The 18,543-nt window shown below is 70.8% G+C and carries 14 protein-coding genes and 2 pseudogenes; 4 read left to right on the top strand and 12 right to left on the bottom strand.

All coding sequences use genetic code 11. From position 1 onward, the window contains the following. Positions 1-43 precede the first annotated feature (43 nt). Positions 44-1,010 (top strand): annotated as a pseudogene (locus ACZ4RZ_RS14280) (DMT family transporter). Positions 1,011-1,032: 22 nt separating this feature from the next. On the opposite strand, the gene ACZ4RZ_RS14275 reads toward ACZ4RZ_RS14280, so the two are convergent. The 11 genes and pseudogenes from ACZ4RZ_RS14275 to ACZ4RZ_RS14225 all read right to left on the bottom strand — a co-directional run bounded on the left by ACZ4RZ_RS14275 (position 1,033) and on the right by ACZ4RZ_RS14225 (position 14,264). After that, positions 1,033-2,358: an MFS transporter gene (locus tag ACZ4RZ_RS14275; RefSeq protein ID WP_467744533.1), complete on the bottom strand. Its 1,326-nt coding sequence runs from the start codon at positions 2,356-2,358 to the stop codon at positions 1,033-1,035. Between the two features lie 192 nt (positions 2,359-2,550). Continuing rightward, positions 2,551-3,633 carry a Zn-dependent alcohol dehydrogenase gene (locus ACZ4RZ_RS14270; protein ID WP_467744532.1) on the bottom strand — a complete coding sequence of 361 codons (1,083 nt, stop codon included), beginning with the start codon at positions 3,631-3,633 and terminating at the stop codon, positions 2,551-2,553. A 16-nt stretch (positions 3,634-3,649) separates the two neighbouring features. Further along, the gene (locus ACZ4RZ_RS14265) at positions 3,650-5,038 is read right to left on the bottom strand and encodes an aldehyde dehydrogenase family protein (protein ID WP_467744530.1); all 1,389 of its coding nucleotides are present in this window, start codon (positions 5,036-5,038) and stop codon (positions 3,650-3,652) included. 125 nt (positions 5,039-5,163) lie between these two features. Next, positions 5,164-5,619, bottom strand: coding sequence for a DUF3574 domain-containing protein (locus ACZ4RZ_RS14260; RefSeq protein ID WP_467744529.1), 456 nt, complete (start codon positions 5,617-5,619; stop codon positions 5,164-5,166). Between the two features lie 20 nt (positions 5,620-5,639). Beyond that, on the bottom strand, positions 5,640-6,983 hold the full coding sequence (locus ACZ4RZ_RS14255) for an ABC transporter ATP-binding protein (RefSeq protein WP_467744527.1): 1,344 nt from the start codon (positions 6,981-6,983) through the stop codon (positions 5,640-5,642). Between the two features lie 273 nt (positions 6,984-7,256). Beyond that, a pseudogene (locus ACZ4RZ_RS14250) lies at positions 7,257-7,592 on the bottom strand (sortase domain-containing protein); the annotation flags it as partial. A gap of 103 nt (positions 7,593-7,695) precedes the next feature. Next, positions 7,696-8,931, bottom strand: coding sequence for an MFS transporter (locus ACZ4RZ_RS14245; protein ID WP_467744525.1), 1,236 nt, complete (start codon positions 8,929-8,931; stop codon positions 7,696-7,698). Positions 8,932-9,098: 167 nt separating this feature from the next. Continuing rightward, positions 9,099-10,526 (bottom strand): CitMHS family transporter, encoded by a 1,428-nt coding sequence (locus ACZ4RZ_RS14240; RefSeq protein WP_467744523.1) that lies wholly within the window; start codon positions 10,524-10,526, stop codon positions 9,099-9,101. A 121-nt stretch (positions 10,527-10,647) separates the two neighbouring features. Continuing rightward, positions 10,648-12,915: a molybdopterin oxidoreductase family protein gene (locus ACZ4RZ_RS14235; RefSeq protein ID WP_467744521.1), complete on the bottom strand. Its 2,268-nt coding sequence runs from the start codon at positions 12,913-12,915 to the stop codon at positions 10,648-10,650. A 135-nt stretch (positions 12,916-13,050) separates the two neighbouring features. Continuing rightward, a complete protein-coding gene (locus tag ACZ4RZ_RS14230) occupies positions 13,051-13,668 on the bottom strand; it encodes a TetR/AcrR family transcriptional regulator (protein ID WP_369245479.1) in 618 nt (205 codons plus the stop codon). After that, positions 13,665-14,264 carry a hypothetical protein gene (locus ACZ4RZ_RS14225; RefSeq protein WP_467744519.1) on the bottom strand — a complete coding sequence of 200 codons (600 nt, stop codon included), beginning with the start codon at positions 14,262-14,264 and terminating at the stop codon, positions 13,665-13,667. Before ACZ4RZ_RS14225 ends, ACZ4RZ_RS14230 begins: the two co-directional genes overlap by 4 nt. Positions 14,265-14,481: 217 nt before the next feature. On the opposite strand from ACZ4RZ_RS14225, the gene hmgA reads away from it, so the two are divergent. From hmgA to ACZ4RZ_RS14210, 3 genes are read left to right on the top strand one after another with little or no spacing between them, the layout of a single operon-like run. Further along, the gene (gene hmgA / locus ACZ4RZ_RS14220; protein WP_467744518.1) at positions 14,482-15,810 is read left to right on the top strand and encodes a homogentisate 1,2-dioxygenase; all 1,329 of its coding nucleotides are present in this window, start codon (positions 14,482-14,484) and stop codon (positions 15,808-15,810) included. Positions 15,811-15,859: 49 nt separating this feature from the next. Further along, positions 15,860-16,609 (top strand): GntR family transcriptional regulator, encoded by a 750-nt coding sequence (locus ACZ4RZ_RS14215; protein WP_467744516.1) that lies wholly within the window; start codon positions 15,860-15,862, stop codon positions 16,607-16,609. A gap of 12 nt (positions 16,610-16,621) precedes the next feature. Continuing rightward, positions 16,622-17,806, top strand: a complete 1,185-nt coding sequence (locus ACZ4RZ_RS14210; protein ID WP_467744514.1) for a type ISP restriction/modification enzyme — start codon at positions 16,622-16,624, stop codon at positions 17,804-17,806. On the opposite strand, the gene ACZ4RZ_RS14205 is transcribed toward ACZ4RZ_RS14210, so the two are convergent. Further along, positions 17,803-18,516: a TetR/AcrR family transcriptional regulator gene (locus ACZ4RZ_RS14205; RefSeq protein ID WP_467744512.1), complete on the bottom strand. Its 714-nt coding sequence runs from the start codon at positions 18,514-18,516 to the stop codon at positions 17,803-17,805. The genes ACZ4RZ_RS14210 and ACZ4RZ_RS14205 overlap by 4 nt on opposite strands. Positions 18,517-18,543 lie beyond the last annotated feature (27 nt).

The raw sequence follows: 18,543 nt of genomic DNA, 5'->3' as shown, positions 1-18,543 counted from the left end.
GTCCGCCAGCCCCCACCCCGCACCCCCGCCTAGCCTCAGGAGCATGATGACCAAGACCCGACTCGCCGCGCACCCCCGCCGCGCGGAACTGCTCGCCGCGGGCGCGGCGACCGTCACCGTCGTCCTGTGGGCCTCGGCCTTCGTGTCGATCCGGAGCGCGGGGGCCGCGTACTCGCCGGGCGCGCTGGCGCTGGGACGGCTGCTGGCGGGATCCGTCGCGCTCGGGGCCGTCTGTCTCGTGCGCAGAGAGGGGTGGCCTCCGCGCGCTGCCTGGCGCGGGATCGCCATATCCGGACTGCTGTGGTTCGGCTTCTACATGGTCGCCCTGAACTGGGGCGAGCAGCAGGTGGATGCCGGCACGGCGGCACTGGTGGTGAACATCGGGCCGATCCTGATCGCCCTGCTCGGCTCCCGACTGCTCGGTGATCTGATGCCGCCGCGTCTGCTGGCGGGCATGGCGGTGTCGTTCGCCGGCGCGGTCGCCGTGGGGCTGTCGATGTCCGGCGAGGACGGGTCCTCGGTCCTCGGGGTCGTCCTGTGTCTGCTCGCCGCCGTGGGCTACGCGGCCGGGGTCGTCGCGCAGAAGCCGGCGCTCGGGCGGGCGAGCGCGCTCCAGGTCACGACGTTCGGCTGCCTGGTCGGGGCCGTCGCATGTCTGCCCTTTCGCCGTGCAGCTCGTCCAGGAGGCGGCCGACGCGCCCGCCTCGGCCACGCTCAACATGGTCTACCTGGGCGTCTTCCCCACCGCGCTGGCATTCACGACCTGGGCGTACGCACTCGCCCGTACCACCGCGAGCCGGATGGGCGCGACGACGTACGCGGTGCCCGCCCTCGTGGTGCTGATGTCCTGGCTGTTCCTCGACGAGGTCCCGGGGCTGCTCACCCTGGCGGGCGGGGCTCTGTGTCTGGCAGGTGTGGCGGTGTCCCGTTCCCGTCCCCGCGCCGGGAAGGCCGCGGCCCCGGAGCGCACTCCGGAACCGCGGCCCGAGCCCGAGCGGGAACAGGCCTGATTCAAAGGTTCGCTGCCCTGCGTCAGTTCTCGTGCGCCGCCCGGCCCGCGAGGATCCTGATCGAGACGAGGGCGATCACCGCGAGCCCGATGATGTACGCGGATACGGCCATCGACGTGCCGGTCGCCTCGAGGAGCAGCACCATCACGAAGGGGGCCAGTCCGCCACCGAACACGGCCGCGATCTGGTAGCCGAGCGAGGCGCCCGTGTACCGCATCTCGGGCGTGAACAGCTCGGCGAACAGGGCGGCTTGAGGCCCGTACATGATGCTGAGGAAGCAGCTGGCGACGAAGGTGCCGACAGCCAGCCACACCAGTGAACCGGTGTCGATCAGCAGGAACAGCGGAACGGCCCACAGCGCGATGCCGGCCGCCCCGAGCGCGTAGATCCTGATGCGCCCGATGCGGTCGGAGAGCGCGGCCGACGCGGGGATCAGCACGAGCTGAGTGAGGCTGACGCAGAGCGAGACGGTGAGCACCGCGCTGCGTTTCATGTCGAGTTCGCGGGTGGTGTAGTCGAGGACACCCGTGATGAGGATGTAGAAGGTCGCCGTGTTCACGGCGAAGGAGCCGCCCGCGAGGAACACCGTGCCCAGGTGCTCGCGCAGGATCGTGCGCAGCGGAGAGTTCTTGGATCCCTTCTCCTCGGCCGCCAACGCCGCTTCCGCCGCTCGGAATTCGGGAGTCTCCTCGACACGGGTGTGGATGTACCAGGCGAGCCCGAGCACGAGCAGGCCGACCAGGAAGGGCAGTCGCCAGCCCCACGCGGCGAACGCGTTCTCACTGGTGGTCGCCCCGGCGACGAGGAAGACGGTGTTGGCCGTCACCACGCCGATGGGGACGCCGAGTTGGACGAAGCTGCCGTAGACGCCCCGCTTGCCCTCGGGGGCGTACTCGGTGGCGAGCAGCATGGCGCCGCCCCATTGCGCGCCGACGGCGATGCCCTGCACGACGCGCAGGGCAACGAGCAGGATCGGGGCGGCGATGCCGATGGTGTCGTACGTGGGGAGCAGGCCGATGCCCGTGGTGGCCAGGCCCATCAGCGTCAGGGCGAGCACCAGCATGGGTTTGCGGCCGCGCTTGTCGCCGAGGTGGCCCGCGATGACTCCGCCGAGCGGACGGGCGAGGAAGCCCACGGCGAACGTGGCGAACGCGGCGAGCACTCCGGTGGAGGAGCTGCCCGCGGGGAAGTACAGGTCGCCCAGTACGAGGGCGGCCGCGATACCGAAGACGAAGTAGTCGTACCACTCGACGGCCGACGCGAGGGCGGCCGCGGTGGCCACCTTGCGGCGGTTGCGGGTATCGGGAGCGGAGGTCGTGGCGGGGAGAGCGGAAGGTGCCGTGTCCATGCGTGCACACTCCGGTGGGTGCGGGGACGGAACAGGGGGTGGCCGCGGTTCCGGGGAACGTACTGACCGGACGGTATGGGAGTCAACGGGTCGTACAGCAGCAGTTTTTACCTGCGCATGGCAACCAGTGGTGGTCATGGGCACACCGAAGGCCCCGCCCGCGGAATGCGGCCGGGCCCTGGTGGACGCGGGCTAGAAGACGACCAGGGCGCGCCCGCCCTTGCCCGCGATCATGTTGTCGAAGGCCGCCGGGATGCCGTCGAGGGCGATCCGGTCGGTGACCAGGCCGCCGAGGTCGAGGCGGCCGGCGCGGATGTGCTCCGCCAGCACCGGCAGATCCCGCGCCGGATCGGAGTTGCCGTACACGCAGCCCGAGAGCGTCCTGCCCCAGTGGAAGATCTCCAGCGCGTTGAAGGTGACCTGCTGGTCCTTGCCGCCGATGCCGACGACCGTGGTGCGGCCGCCGCGCCGGGTGGAGTCCCAGGCGGTGCGGATGGTCACGGCGCGACCCACGCACTCGACGGCCACGTCGACGCCCTGCTTGCCGGTCAGCGCGCGGATCTCGCGTGCGGTGGTGTCGGAGGCGACGACGTAGTCCGTCGCGCCCGCCTCCCGCGCAAGGGACTCCTTCGCGGGCGAGACGTCGACCGCGACGATCTTCGACGCGCCCGCGATCCGGGCGGCCTGGAGGGCCGCGAGCCCGACCCCGCCGGCCCCGAACACCGCGACGGTCTCGCCCTGTCGGACCTGGGCGGAGTGGTGGACGGCGCCGTATCCGGTGAGGACGGCGCAGCCCAGGAGGGCCGCGTCGGCGAGGGGCACGCCGTCCGGTACAGGGAGGACGCATCCGGCGGCCACGACGGTCTCCTCGGCGAACGCGGCGACGTTCAGGCCGGGATGGAGGTCACTCCCGTCGGAGGCGCGGCGCGCGTACACGTCTGCGGCGCCGGTCAGCGCGTTGGCGCACAGCCAGACCTCGCCGAGCGAGCAGGCGTGACAACTTCCGCAGGAAGGCGCCCAGTTGAGGATGACACCATCACCGGGGACGACATGGGTGACGCCCTCACCGACGGAGACGACGGTGCCGGCGCCCTCGTGGCCCAGGACGGCGGGGACGGGCACCCGCATGGTGCCGTCGGACAAGGAGAGGTCGGAGTGGCAGACTCCGGCCGCGGCGAGCCGGACGCGGACCTGCCCGGGGCCGGGTTCCGGCAGGTCGATCTCGGCGATCTCCAACGGAGCGCCCACGGCGGGAAGTACGGCAGCGCGAACCACGTGAATGCTCCTGGGCCTAGAACTGAAGGGACTTGGTCTGGAGGTACTCGGACAGCCCGTGCGAGCCCAGCTCGCGCCCCACACCCGACTGCTTGTAACCACCGAACGGGGCAAGGGGGTTGAAGCGTCCGCCGTTGATGTCGACCTGCCCGGTGTCGAGCCGCCGCGCGAAGGCGACCGCCTCGGCCTCCTCGCCCGCCCACACCGCGCCCGCGAGCCCGTACACCGTGCCGTTGGCGATCCGGACGGCGTCCTCCTCGTCCTCGTACCGGATGATCGACAACACCGGTCCGAAGATCTCCTCCTGAGCGATCGTCATATCGGGTGTGACGTCGGCGAAGACGGTCGGGCTGACGAAGTACCCCTGCTCGCGGGGAGATTCGGGGCCGCCCGCGACGAGCCGGGCGCCCTCCGCGACGCCCTTCTCGATGTAACTCCGCACCCGCTCTCGCTGCTTGGCGTTGACGACCGGGCCGATGCGGTCGCCGTACTTCGCCGCGGCGGCCGCGGCCAGCCCGACCGCCTCGTCGTACCGCGCGCTGTGCACCAGCATGCGGGTCCAGGCGCTGCACGTCTGGCCGGAGTTGGACATCACGTTGGCGACGCCGACATTGACGGCCTTGGCCAGGTCGGCGCTCGGCAGGACGACGTTGGCGGACTTTCCGCCGAGTTCGAGGGCGACCCGCTTGACCGCGGCGCCGGCGGTCGCGCCGATCCGCTTGCCGACCGCGGTGGAGCCGGTGAAGGAGACCAGATCCACGTCCGGGTGTTCGGCGAGGGCCTGTCCGGCGACCGGGCCGAGGCCGGTGACGAGGTTGAAGACACCGGCCGGGACGCCCGCCTCGGCCACGGCCTCCGCGAAGAGCTGGGCGGTGAGCGGGGTGTCCTCGGCGGGCTTGAGCACCACCGTGCAGCCCGCGGCCAGCGCCGGGGCAACCTTGGCCACGATCTGGTGCAGCGGGTAGTTCCAGGGCGTGATCGCGCCGACGACACCGACGGGCTCCTGGTAGACGGCCGAGTTCCCGACCTTCTCCTCGAAGGCGTACGTCGCCGCAAGTTCGGCGTACGAGCCCGCCACCGCGATCGGCACGCCCGCGTGCACCATCTGCGAGAACGCCAGCGGCGAGCCGAGCTCGGCGGTGACGGTCTCGGCGATCTCGTCCTTGCGGGCGACGAGCACGTCACGCAGGGCGCCGAGCCTGGCGGCCCGCTCGGCGGGCGGAGTCGCGGCCCAGCCGGGGAAGGCGGCACGTGCGGCCCGTACGGCGGTGTCGACGTCCTCGGCGGTGCCCGCCGGGACCCGGGCGATCACCTGCTCGTCGACGGGGTTCACGACCTCGATCGTGTCCGCGCCGGCGGCGGGGCGCCAGGCGCCGTCGATGTACATACCGTCGTGTGCCTTCATCGTGTTCCTCCCGGGCGGGGCCGCGTCGTCCGGACCCTAAACTAGCGATGATAGTTTTCGGGCGCCAGAGGGACCCGGCGGAACCGGCCCGACCGGCCCCCAGGGGCATCCTCGGACCGGGCGGCTCAGAAGTCGACCCTAGTCCGATCGTCCACCCTGGCCACGGACTCCTGGGCGAAGGCCTTCTCGTACGCGCGCCGGATCTCCTCGATCTTCTTGTCGCTCGCGCCCGCCTGCGCCACCGGATACATCAGGATCAGCTCGTACGACCGCTCGCGCTCGATCGCGCCGTGCGCGTCCCGCCACTGGCCGCGCCCGTTCTGCACGGTGAGCCCGTCCGGAAAGTCCGGCGTCACCTCCTTGTCGACAAAGGCCATGAACTGCCGGTCGGTGACGGCCGCGCCGCCGTCGGGCCGTTCGGTGCCGAAGAAGAGCCGGCTCTCGATGTACGCCTCGCCACGGACCGGGGCCTGCGGGTCCGGGTCGTCGAGGAGGGCGTACGCCGTCGGGGCGCCGGCGGCGAGCAGGGCGGTGGCGGTCACGGCACCCAGACGGGAGCGGGTGCTGCTGTACAGGGTCATGCCCGCCTGCCTAGCGGAACTTACTCCTCCAGATCCGGCAGCCGCGCCGGAGCCGGGCAGATGCGTTCACCGTGCTGGTCGAAGACGAACAGATGGGCGATGTCGACGAGGAGGGGAACCTGCATGCCGTGGCGGAGTTCGATGTCGGGGGTGGTGCGGACGACGAGGTCACCGGGCAGGCGGCCGTCCGGCGGTGCCGGTTCGGGGTCGTCGGGTCCCGCGTCCCCGGGATGCTCCAGGACCACGACCGGCCCGGCCCGCAACGCTCCGGCGCGCTCCCGCAGCCGGTCCAGGACAGTGCCCTCGCGGCGCCGCCGCCGGGCCGGACGGGTCGGGCGCGGTGCCTCCAACTCCGGTACGACGGCGGGCCGCGAGCCGGTGTTGAAGTGGACGAGGACCTCGTGCCCCTGGAACTCCACATGCTCGACGAGCCCGCTGATCGCCACCTCGCCCGGCCGCGCGGCGGACGGCTTGGCGAGCCGGATCGCCTCGGAACGCAGCCCGACGATGACCTCGCGGCCCTGTTGCACCCGCAGCAACTGGTGGTCCAGGGAAAGCGGTTCGGGCAGCCTCAGGTACTGCTTGCCGAGGCTGATCGACATGGCTCCGTCGAGCGGCGCCCGGACGAGGCCGCGCAGCAGGTTGATCCGCGGGGTACCGATGAAGGCGGCGACGAAGACGTTCGCGGGCAGCCCGTAGACCGTGCGCGGCGTGCCCAGCTGCTGCAGAACTCCGCCGCGCAGCACCGCGACCCGGTCGCCGAGCGACATCGCCTCGGCCTGGTCGTGGGTGACGTACACCGTCGTCGCGCCCAACTCCCGGGTGAGCTTGGAGATTTCGGCCCGCAGGTGATTACGGAGCTTGGCGTCGAGGTTGGACAGCGGCTCGTCCATCAGGAAGGCGGAGGGGTGGCGGGCGATCGCCCGGCCCATGGCGACACGCTGGCGTTCGCCGCCGGAGAGCTGGTTGGGAAAGCGGTCGAGGAGGTCCTGGATGCCGAGCATCCGGGCGGTGGCGTCCACGCGCGGACGCGGATCCTCGCCGGGCGTCTCGATACGCAACGGGAAGCCGATGTTGTCGCGGCTGGTCATGCTCGGATAGAGCGCGAAGTTCTGGAACACCATCGCCATGTCCCGCCCGGACGGCGGCAGATCGTTGGCGTACTCGCCGTCGAGGCGCACCTCGCCCTCGGTGACCTCCTCGAGCCCGGCGATCATTCTCAGCACGGTCGACTTGCCGCAGCCGGACGGCCCGAGCAGCACGAGGAACTCGCCCGGCCGGATGTCGAGCGACAGCCGCTCCACCACGCGGACACCGCGAGTGTACGACTTGCTGACGTTGTGCAGAGTGATGGCGCGTGTCATGACGGATGCCCCCGGGGGCTCACGGGACTCTGGTGCTCCGCGGTCGAACGTCCCGTGCGGGTCGAACGGGACGTATGAGTCACGGAAGTTAACGGACCGCGCACGCCCGGGGGAAGATGCGCGGCGGGATCGGACGGTCCGGTTCGACACGGGCGGAAACGGACGATCGCGTACCGGTAGAGCGCAGGACCGGGTACCGGGGGAAGCGGAAGATCGGATACCGGGGAACCGACACCTCCATCGCACGCCGCCGGGCTCGACGCGGTGCGTGCCTCACGTGGTGCGCGTCCGCCTCCGGGTCTCGGTGAGGTGGGCGAACACGACGACATTGGCGGCGTAGCCCCTCTTGCGGCCGCACACACCGCCGCACGTCATCAGACGCAGTTCGGGGCGCCCCCTGTCGCCGTACAGCTCCTTGTCGGGGAAGTGCGCCTTCTCGTACGTCTTCACGGCGTCCACCGTGTAGACGGCGGCCCGCCCGTCGACGCGCCGGACTTCGACGAGCCTGCCGGGCCGGAGTTGGCCGAGCGCGACGAAGACCGCGGGCCCCGTCCTGGTGTCGCGGTGGCCGACCACGCCGGCCGTGCCCGACTCGCCCGGCGTCGGCCCGGCGGCCTTCGGGTCGTCTCTCTGCTCGTCGACCAACGTACCCGAGTCGTGGATCTTGACGTCGCCGTTGTCTCCAGGCGCGGCAACAGCGCCCTACGCCCCGTCAGATGTCGCTCTTCCTGCGCAACGGCACCCTGGCCCGCGGAGTCTCAGCCTCACCGCTGACTCGCGCAGACTTCTCCGGCGAGCGCAGCGCGATCCCCGACGACAGAAGCAACAACGCGCCGAGCATCACGAACGGCGCGGCCACGCCCGCGACACCTGCGACCAGACCCGCCGTGGCGGGGGCGGCGACCTGACCGAGCCGGTTGCCGGTCAGGCGCAGGGCGAGGGCCGTGGAACGGGCGCCGTCGGGGGCGGCCTGGACGACCGTCGTCATGGAGAGCGGCTGACCGACACCGAGACAGAAGCCGAGGGCGATGAGCATCAGGGCCAGCGCCCACACCGGCACCGGCAGCGCGATGCCGGCGCACAGCACACCCCCCAGCAAACACGTCACGGTCAGCAGCAGAGACCGGCCGAGCAGCCGCAGCAGCGGCGTCAGCACCAGGCGGCAGGCGATGGTGGCCGCCGCACGCAGACTGAGCAGCACACCGATCACCGACGGCGCGATACCCCGATGCTCGCCGACGACCGGCAGATACGCGGTGAGGACATCCGTCGCGGACAGCACGGCAAGGCTGATGAAGATGCCCGCCGGCACGCCCCGGGCCCGCAGGATGCGCTGGACGGGCACGCGTTCGCCCGGTGCAGTACGGGACTTGACGGCCGTACGATCCTCGATGCGCCACAGCGAAGTGAACGAGACCGCGGCGACCACACCCGCCACGAGCAGCGCGAGCGCGCTGCTGCCCGCCATGTCCGGACCGCCGATCAGAACACCCGCCGCGATCGGGCCGATCAACTGGCCGAGCGAGACCCCGATGGTGAAGTGGCCGAAGTTGCGGTCCTGTTCGTGCGGGGCGGACTGGCGGGCGACGAGCGACTGGCCACCGATCACGAAGCAGAGGTGGCCGAGGCCCATGACTCCGCTCCACGCCGCCATCGCGGGCAGCGAGTCCGCCGTACCGCTCAGCGCACAGCCGCCGGCTACGAGCACGACACCGGCGGGCAGCAAGGGCGCACACCGGCCGTGGTCCGTGCGACGGCCCAGCGGTACGGCGGCGAACAGCGGCAACAGCGCGTAAACGGCCGCGATCACACCGACCGCGCGCTCGTCCGCGCCCAGCGCGAGGGCCCGGTAGGAGACGGCGGGCCGGGCCATCGACACCGCTCCCTGTGTGAAGGTGAAGGCGATGACGAGGCGCAGCAGCCAGCCTCGGTTCCGACCGGGCCCCACAGTGATCCTCCATCCGATGACGGACGACAGATGACAGAAGACGGGTGACGGGTGGCAGATAACAGATGACAGATTTCAGCTGACAGATAACAGATATCGACGTCTGTCATCCGTCATCTGTCACCTGCTGGCCGTTCAGCCGATACCTGCCACCCGACAACCGTCGATCAGATGATGCCGAACAGAATTCCGGCCCCCAGCACCACCAGCGACGTGAGCGCCGCCCACTTCACCACGAACCTCGTGTGGTCGCCGAACTCCACCTTCGCCATGCCGACCAGGACGTATACAGCCGGCACCAGCGGGCTCGACATGTGCAGCGGCTGACCGACGAGCGAAGCGCGGGCGATCTCCAGGGACGAGACGCCGTGCGCCTGACCCGCCTCGGCGAGCACAGGAAGGATGCCGAAGTAGAAGCCGTCGTTCGACATGAAGTAGGTGAGCGGGATGCTCAGGACGCCGGTGACGAGGGCCATGTGCGGGCCCATTCCGTCCGGGATGTTGGAGACCAGCCACTTGGCCATGTGGTCGACCATGCCGGTGCCCTGCAGGACGCCGGTGAAGACGGCGGCGGCGAAGACCATGCCGGAGACGTTGAGGACGTTCTCGGCGTGGGCGCCGAGGCGGGCCTTCTGGTCGGGCATGTGCGGGAAGTTGACGGTGAGCGCGAGCGCGGCGCCGAGCAGGAAGAGGACCGGGATCGGCAGCCACTCCATGATCATGGCGGTGAGCAGGGTGACCGTCAGGAGCGCGTTGAACCAGTAGAGCTTGGGGCGCAGGGTGGCGCGGTTCGGGTCGAGCCCCTGGAAGCCGTCACCCTCGGAGGAGTCGGCCTCGGAGGAGTCCGCGTCCGTACCGGATCCCGAACCGCCGGTCGCCACCGCCTTCTTGCCACCGGAGCCGGTGCCTGACCCGCCGGAGCCCGCGCCGACCAGAACCGTCTCCGCCTCCTGCGGCTCCAGCACCTCGTCCAGCGTCAGGACGCCCAGACGCTTGCGCTCGCGGCGACCGAGGACGTACGCGAGGGCGAAGACGCCGAGCAGACCGACGGCGAGGGCAGGGATCATCGGGACGAAGATGTCGCTCGCGTCGAGCTTCAGCGCGGTCGCGGCGCGGGCGGTCGGGCCGCCCCAGGGCAGCGTGTTCATCACGCCGTTCGCCATCGCGGCGACACCGGTCATCACGACCAGGCTCATCTTCAGGCGCTTGTACAGCGGGTACATCGCCGAGACCGTGATCATGAAGGTGGTCGAGCCGTCCCCGTCGAGGGAGACGATCGCGGCGAGGACCGCCGTGCCGACCACGATCCGCAGTGGGTCGGCCTTACAGAACTTGAGGATCCCCCGGACGATCGGGTCGAAGAGACCGACGTCGATCATCACACCGAAGTAGACGATCGCGAACATCAGCATCGCCGCCGTGGGAGCGAGGCTGGTGACGCCGTCGATGACGTAGTCACCGAGCTTGGCGCCCTTTCCGACGAAGACACAGAAGAGTGCCGGGATCAGCACGAGCGCCGCGATCGGCGACATCTTCTTCAGCATGATCAGGACCAGGAAGGTCGCGATCATGGCGAAGCCGAGGATGGTCAGCATGAATGAATACCTAACGTTCGCCCTTGAACTCCCACCAGGGCCGGCGGTAGGGCGACGTTAGGTCGGGCCCGCAAGCGTTAACAAGATGTTGACACGCGAGCAATAAGCGCAAAACTCCAGGTCACAGGCTTGTCTCGGTGAGCGCGAGCTCCACGGGCACGCCGTTGAGCACCGCCGTGCCCGACAGCGGATCGAGGAGCGAGCCGTCGAGGAGCTGATTGACGTTGACGCCCGGGTCCAGGGCGGCGTGGCTCATCCGGGTGCCGGGGCGGTTGTGTCCCCAGCCGTGCGGCAGGCTCACCACACCGCGTCGTACGGCGTCGGTGATCTCGGCGGGGGCCGTCACCTCTCCCCCGGCGCCCTTGACGCGGACGGCAGCTCCGTCGATGAGCCCGAGGCGTTCGGCGTCCTCGGGGTGGATGTGCACGGTGCAGCGGTTGGAGCCGCCGGTGAGGGCGGGCACGTTGTGCATCCAGCTGTTGTTGGAGCGCAGATGGCGGCGGCCCACCAGCACCAGGGCCGCCGGGCGCTCACGCAGGGCGTCGCGCAGGCGCGGCAGATCGTCGGCGATCGGGCCGGGCAGCAGCTCGATCTTCCCGCTGGGCGTCTTCAGTGGCTGCGGCAGGCGCGGCCGCAGCGGGCCGAGGTCGATGCCGTGCGGATGGGCCAGCAGCTTCGCGAGGCTCAGCCCGTCCGGCCTGGCGCCGAAACCGTCGCCGTACGGGCCCAGGCGCAGCATCATGTCGAGCCGCCGCTCGGAGCCGTTGTCACCGGTGAGTTGGTCGGCGAGTTCCTTCGGGTCGCGGCCGTGCACCGAGGAATGCGCCTCGGTGACGGACTTGCCGAGGGTGGTGTCGATGACCATGGCGTCCACGGCGGACGGGTCGGCGCCGTGCATGCCGGTCGCGGCGAGGACGAGCCGCGCGAGGATCTCGGTCTCGGCCATGCGGCCCTGCTCCAGCGGGACGGCCGGGCGGTTGTAGCGGACCTGGTTGCGTACGGCGAGGGTGTTGAAGGCGAAGTCGTGGTGCGCGCTCTGCGAGGGCGGGGGCGGCGGCAGAACGACGTGGGCGTGGCGCGAGGTCTCGTTCAGGTAGGGGTCGACGCTGACCATGAAGTCCAGCGAGTCCAGGGCCTTGTCGAGGCGGTCGCCGTCCGGGGCGGACAGTACGGGGTTGGCGGCGACGGCGATGACGGCGCGGACCGGGCTGCCGTCCTGGGTGGCGGTGTCGATCTCCTCGGCGAGGGCGGAGAGCGGCAGTTCGCCCTTGGCTTCGGGATAGCGGCTCACCCTGCTGTGCCAGCGGCCCAGCGCGAAGCCGTGTCCGGGGCCTGCGGGCCGGGGTGTCTTGTCGGTCGCGGCCTGCGGGAAGAGGGCGCCGCCGGGCCGGTCGAGGTTGCCGGTGAGGATGTTGAGGACGTCGACGAGCCAGCTGGCGAGCGTGCCGTGCGGGACGGTGCAGCTGCCGATGCGGCCGTAGACGGCGGCGGTGGGCGCGGCGGCGAGCTCGCGCGCCAGTACCCGGATGGTGTCCGCGTCGACGTCGCAGGCCTCGCTCGCGGCCTCGGGGGTGAAGTCGCGTACGGCGTCGGCGAGTTCGTCGACGTCCTGGACGTGCGGGGCGAGCGCGCCGAGGTCGACGAGCTTCTCCTCGAAGAGGACGTACGCCATCGCCGCGAGCAGCAGTGCGTCGGTGCCGGGTCGGATCGCCACATGCCGGTCGGCGAGCTTGGCCGTACGCGTCCGGCGCGGGTCGATGACCGTCAGCGTGCCGCCGCGTGCGCGCAGCGCCTTGAGCTTGCCGGGGAAGTCGGGGGCGGTGCACAGGCTCCCGTTGGATTCCAGGGGGTTGGCGCCGATGAGCAGGAGGTGGTCGGTGTGGTCGAGGTCAGGTACGGGGATCGCGTTGGCGTCGCCGTACAGCAGTCCGCTGGAGACGTGCTTGGGCATCTGGTCGACGGTGGAGGCGGTGAAGAGGCTGTGGGTGCGCAGCGCGGTGAGCAGGACGGGCGGGTAGAGGGCGCCGGCCATGGTGTGCACGTTCGGGTTGCCGAGGACGATGCCGACGGCGTGCGGCCCGTACTGCTCGACGACGGGCCTCAGTCCCGCGGCCACCGCGTCGAACGCCTCCTCCCAGGTCGTCTCCCGCAGCTCGCCGTCCTTGCGGACGAGGGGAGCGCGCAGCCGGTCCGGATCCCCGTCGACCGCCCCGAAGGAGGCGCCCTTGGGGCAGATGAACCCCTTGCTGAACACATCGTCGCGGTCGCCCCGGGCTCCGGTCACCCGGATGCCCTCGATGGTGAGCGTCAGCCCGCAGGTGGCCTCGCAGAGCGGGCACACGCGCAAGGCGGTGCGGGAGTCGGGGGTGGTGCCGGAGGTGCGGGACACGGGTCCTCCCGGAGGGCGGTGACGGCGATGGCACGCGGACTGGGGCCGAGCATACCGACCGGTACGCATGGAGGGGAGGGGTCAGTGGGGGTGCGGTCGGAAATGTGCGAGCGGCCCACCGCCCACGTGAACCCTTCAGTCCAGGACCCTGGCCAGGTACGCCCGCAACAGCTCCCGCGCCTCCTCGATAATCCGCTCGTCCCCCTCCGGCGCGACCCGGAAGGCCAGGTGGACCAGGGTGTCCGCGGTCTCCACGGCGATCAGGAAGGTGCGGCGGAGGTCCTCGTCGGGGGTGCGGTCGAGGTAACCGGAGAGCAGTTCGGTGAGGCGGTCGGCAACTCGGGTGTTGGGCTGAGCGGTTCCGGAGCCGACGGGGATCTGGTTGCCGAAGTCGACGAGGGAGAAGCCGGGCGCGGTGCGCTTCATGGCGAGGTATTCGTCGAGCACGGCGTCCATGGCGGCGCGCCAGCCACCGCCTCCCGTCTCCAGGAGGCGCTCGGTGACGCGCTCGGCATAGCGCTCCAGGTTGCGCTGGGCGAGCGCGTCGGCCATGGCGCGCTTGTTGCCGAAGAAACGGTAGACGGAGCCGATGGGCACACCGGCCCGCTGGGCCACGGCACGGGTGCTCAGGGCGTCGTAGCCGACCTCGTCGAGGAGGTCGGCGCAGGCGTCGAGGATTCTGGTCAGTCGTTCGGCACTGCGCCGTTGTACGGGCGCTCTGCGCAGCGAGGTCGCATGGGGCACGGGCTTCATGATGCCTTTCCGCCGGGGTCCGGTGAACCTCCCGTATCAGTACGGGCCCCGGTGCCGGTCCCACTCATGGTCGGGGTCGCGGTCGGTGGCGCCGCCGACCCGGCCTTCGACGCCGTGATGTCGGCGGTGCTCTCGACCGGCTTGCTGTGGACGGCCCACACGGTGCCGTCGTCCGCGTACAGACGCGCGGTGACATGGTGCGTGCCGCGCGGGACGAGGTCGCCGGCGAGGTGGTACTCGGCGGTGCGGAGCCGGGCGATGGTCCGGCCGTCCACGTACAGGTGGGCGATGCCCCGGCCGGCCATGGGCACGGGGCGCGTGCCGGTGGGCGAGAAGCGGAAGTGGTGGACGGTCAGTGTCACGTCCCAGCTGTCGTCGGAGTCCGGCTGGACCTCGATCTCGACTTCCGGTGCACCCTTTTTGTCCACTTCACGGTAGAGCCGCCCCTCCTCGTCGGTCTCGTCCAGCAGCTTGCCCACGGGCGAGGCCGACGTTCCGTCCTTCCGCTCGTGCGCGTCGCTGGTGGCGCAGCCCGCCGATCCGCCGAGCAGGGCGCAGACCGCGAGCGCGGCGAGCAGTCCACGCGTCCACGACATGCCGGGGAGCGTAGAACACCGCTCTGACAGTCGGATCCCCCTGGAGTCGGGTTCTTGGGTGGTACGCCGAGCCCTGAGTGGTACGCCGGGAGGCGAATTCGGCCACCTCGGCGCGCCGGCCATGGCCGATCCCGCGCGACGCGCGGAGTCGACCCCTTGCGCGCGGAAAACCTGAATCCTACGGTGATGCATAGGAATCAGGCGCGAGGGAGCGATCATGAGCGGGGACGCGAGGAAGACGGCCGAGGGGCTGACCTACCTCTCCGGTTTCGGCAACGAATTCAGCTCGGAGGCGGTCCCGGGGGCACTGCCGCACGGCCGCAACTCGCCGCAGCGGGCACCGCTCGGGCTGTACGCGGAGCAACTGAGCGGTACGGCGTTCACCGAGCCGAGGGCGCACAACCGGCGCTCATGGCTGTACCGGATCCATCCGTCGGCCGCGCACCCCGCGTTCACCCGCGTGGACAACGGCGCGCTCCGCACGGCTCCCTTCACGGAGACGGCGCCCGACCCGAACCGGCTGCGCTGGAACCCGCTGCCCGAGCCCCCGGCCGGGACGGATTTCGTACAAGGCCTGTGGACCCTCGGCGGCAACGGCGACGCGACCCAGCGCACCGGCATGGCGGTGCACCTGTATCACGCCAACTCCTCGATGGAGCGGGTGTTCAGCGACGCCGACGGTGAACTGCTGATCGTTCCGGAGCGCGGCGGGCTGCTGCTGCGGACCGAATTCGGCCTGCTGCATGTGGAGCCGAGCCAGGTGGCGGTGATTCCCCGTGGTGTCCGCTTCCGTGTGGACCTCCTGGACGATTCCGCCCGGGGCTATGTGTGCGAGAACTATGGGGCGCCCTTCCGGCTGCCCGACCTCGGCCCAATCGGTGCCAACGGTCTCGCCAACGCCCGCGACTTCCTCGCGCCCGTCGCCGCGTACGAGGACGTCGAGGGCCCGGTGGAGGTGGTGAACAAGTTCTGCGGCAACCTCTGGACGGCGACGTACGACCACTCGCCGCTGGATGTGGTCGCCTGGCACGGCAACCATGTGCCGTACATCTATGACCTGCGCCGTTTCAATGTGATCGGCACCATCAGCTACGACCATCCGGACCCGTCGATCTTCACGGTGCTGACGTCCCCGTCGGACACCCCGGGCCTGGCCGGCGTCGACTTCGTGGTCTTCGCGCCGCGCTGGCTGGTGGGCGAGAACACGTTCCGGCCGCCGTACTTCCACCGGAATGTGATGAGCGAGTACATGGGGCTCGTCGAGGGCGCGTACGACGCGAAGGCAGAGGGCTTCGTTCCGGGCGGCGGCTCGCTGCACAACATGATGTCCGCGCACGGGCCGGACCGCGAGACCTTCGACCGGGCGAGCGCCGCGGAGCTGCGCCCGCAGAAGATCGACGACGGGCTCGCCTTCATGTTCGAGACGCGCTGGCCGGTCACCGCGACGGCCCAGGCGGCGCGGGCGGAGCATCTGCAGCAGGGGTACGACGACGTGTGGCAGGGCCTCCAGCGGCACTTCCGACCGGACTCCCGCCCGGTGGACTGAGATTCACCGCCCGTTGCATTCACGGCCCGCGACCGGTACGGATACCCTCGTGACCTCCTTCTCACCGGACTCGATCGTCCTGAACCGCAAGCTGCCGCTCTGGTATCAGGTCTCGCAGTCCCTGCGTGCCTCGATACTCGGCCGTTCGCCCCAGGACCCGCTGCGGCTGCCCACGGAGGAGCAACTGGCGGGGCACTACGGGGTGAGCGTGCTGACCATGCGGCAGGCGCTCAAGGAGTTGGAGGACGAGGGGCTCATCACGCGCCATCGCCGGCGGGGCACCTTCATCGAGCCGAGCGCTCAGCGGGGCGCGCCCGTGCGGCTGCTCGGCTCGGTGGACGCGATTGTCGCCCAGCAGTCCGGCATGGCCACCGAGCTGCTGGAACAGGGGAAAGCTCCGGTTTCAGGGGAATTGGTGGAGTATTTTCCGGACTTGGACGAGGTCGCGACGTATCACCGGTTGCGCGGCGACGAGAAGACGGGCGAGCCGACGAACCACGCGCGCAACTACATCAGGCCGGAGCTGGCGGAGCGCATCGACCGGGAGGATCTGATCCGCTGGCCGATGACCAAGGTGCTGCGGGACGTGATCGGCGTCAGCATCAGCCGCATCACCGACACCGTGGAGGCGCGGCTCGCGGACCCGGAGACGGCGCGGCTGCTCCAAGTACCGCTGCTCAGCCCGATCCTGCGCTACACGGGCGTCATCTACGACCAGGACGGGCGGGCCCTCGACGTGGCCGTCATCCACTACCGGGGCGACCGCTTCTCCTTCACGGTCACCCTCGACACCCACTGATCACGTCGTACGATGCCGAGCGTGACGCACGACGACGCTCCGCTGCTCGCGGACCTCATGCCGTGGTCCGTCGCACCGCCGAGGCTGGGCCGGGGGTGGCCGACGGCCGCCGACGCCGCGACCCTGAGGGCGCGCTGGGACGCCTTGATGAAGACCGAAGGGCCCGACCGCGAGACGCTGTTCGGCCCGACGCGCTCGCGCACGACGCACTCGGCGGTGGCGCAGCTGCCGGGGCAGTCCACGGGGACGGGCCGTCTTGCGCGCGAGTCGGGTCCCTGCGCTGAGCCGGTACGCGTCCTGCGCGGGCCTTTCGACGAGCAGTGGCTGATTCCCGACCACCGGCTGATCGACGCGGCGCGCCCCGAGTTGTGGCGGGTGGCCGACGAGCAGCAGGTGTTCGCGGTCGAGCAGACGGTGGTTCCCGATTCGTCGGGGCCGGTGCTGCTGGCCGCCTCCGTCCTGCCCCTGAGCGCCGGTCGCGCGGGCCGCGTCCGCCCCCTCTACCGGCGCCCCGCCGGCCTCGAACCGAATCTGGCCCCGGGCCTGTTGGAGCACCTCGGCACTCGCCTGGGCCACTCCCCAACCCCCGGCGACGCCCTCGCCTGGACGGTTGCGGTCGCGCGCGCCGGGCGCGACGGACGGGCCGTCCCGCTCACCGCCGACCGCGAAGTATGGGCGCACGGCGTCGAGTTGGGCCGCCGGATGCTGTGGCTGATGCGCCGCGACGGCGAGCGCCCCAAGCTTCCCGGCGGCCGCCGCCCCTATGTCCGCGCCCCGCTCCCGACCCGCCCGCTGGAGTTGCACTACGACCGTGACGAGGAGGCTCTCCACCTCGACGAGGGCCGGATCTCGCCCGTACCCCCGGAGGCCTGGGACTTCGAGGCGGGCGGCGTGCGCGTGCTGGAGCAGTGGTTCACGGCCAGGACGGAACTGCCGCCCGAGCCGGGCACCCTGGAGGCGATCCGGCCCGCCACATGGCCGCAGGCCTGGACGTCCGAACTGCTGGAACTCGTCACGGTACTGGCACTGCTAGCGGAACTGCGGCCCCAGCAGGCCGAGTTGACGATCGAGTCACCGATCACTCAGGCCGAGCTGCGCAAGGCGGGCGTGCTCCCGGTTCCGGACACGGCGCGTCGGCCGGCCTCCGTCCTCGACCACCACGAAGAAGGCCCGGAAGGGCAGTTCGCGCTGATCTAGCCCTTCGGTTCGAACGCGTCGAGGACCCGCCCCAGCGCCCGCTCGAACACCGCCTCCAGATCGATGGGCCCGGCGTCCTCCATGAAGGCCGCGGCCATGCGCGGATAGGCACCGGTCGCCACCTGCGACCCCAGATAGGCGATCCGGACCGCGTTCTCCTGCTCCTCCGACCAGGGCAGCGAACGCGTGCGTTCGGCGGTGGCCAGTTCATTGCCGACGTAGGTCGTCACGACCCCGTTGAGCATCGCGATCAGCTCGATCTTCGTGCCGTACCGCGCCTCGAGCGGGTCGAGGCAGGTCAGGCAGTGCTCCAGGTAGCGCAGGGCGTTGGGGCTGAAGCCGTAGACCGGGGACATGAGACCCGGCAGCCAGGGGTGACGGTGCATGAGGGCTCGGGTCTGACGGGCGACCCGGAGCATGTCGGCGCGCCAGTCGCCCGAGGGCTCCTGGATGTCGTGCTCGCCGCTGATGGCGTCGACCATCAGCTCGTACAGGTCCTCCTTGCGCGGCACGTAGTTGTAGAGCGACATCGTGCCGCAGCCCAGCTCGGCGGCCACGCGCCGCATCGAGACCGCGTCGAGCCCCTCCGTGTCCGCGATCCGCACGGCGGCGGCCGCGATGTCCGCACGGCTGTACGCCGGCCGCGGACCACGGCCCGCGCGCTCGGGACGGGCCCAGATCACTTCGGGTACGGCGTTGCGCCCTGCCATTGGTCGATCACCTCGCGACCATCCTAG

Source organism: Streptomyces sp. NPDC027189, from assembly GCF_055566975.1.
The sequence above is the reverse complement of the archived record's forward strand: the minus strand, read 5'-3'. Positions and strand labels throughout refer to the sequence as shown.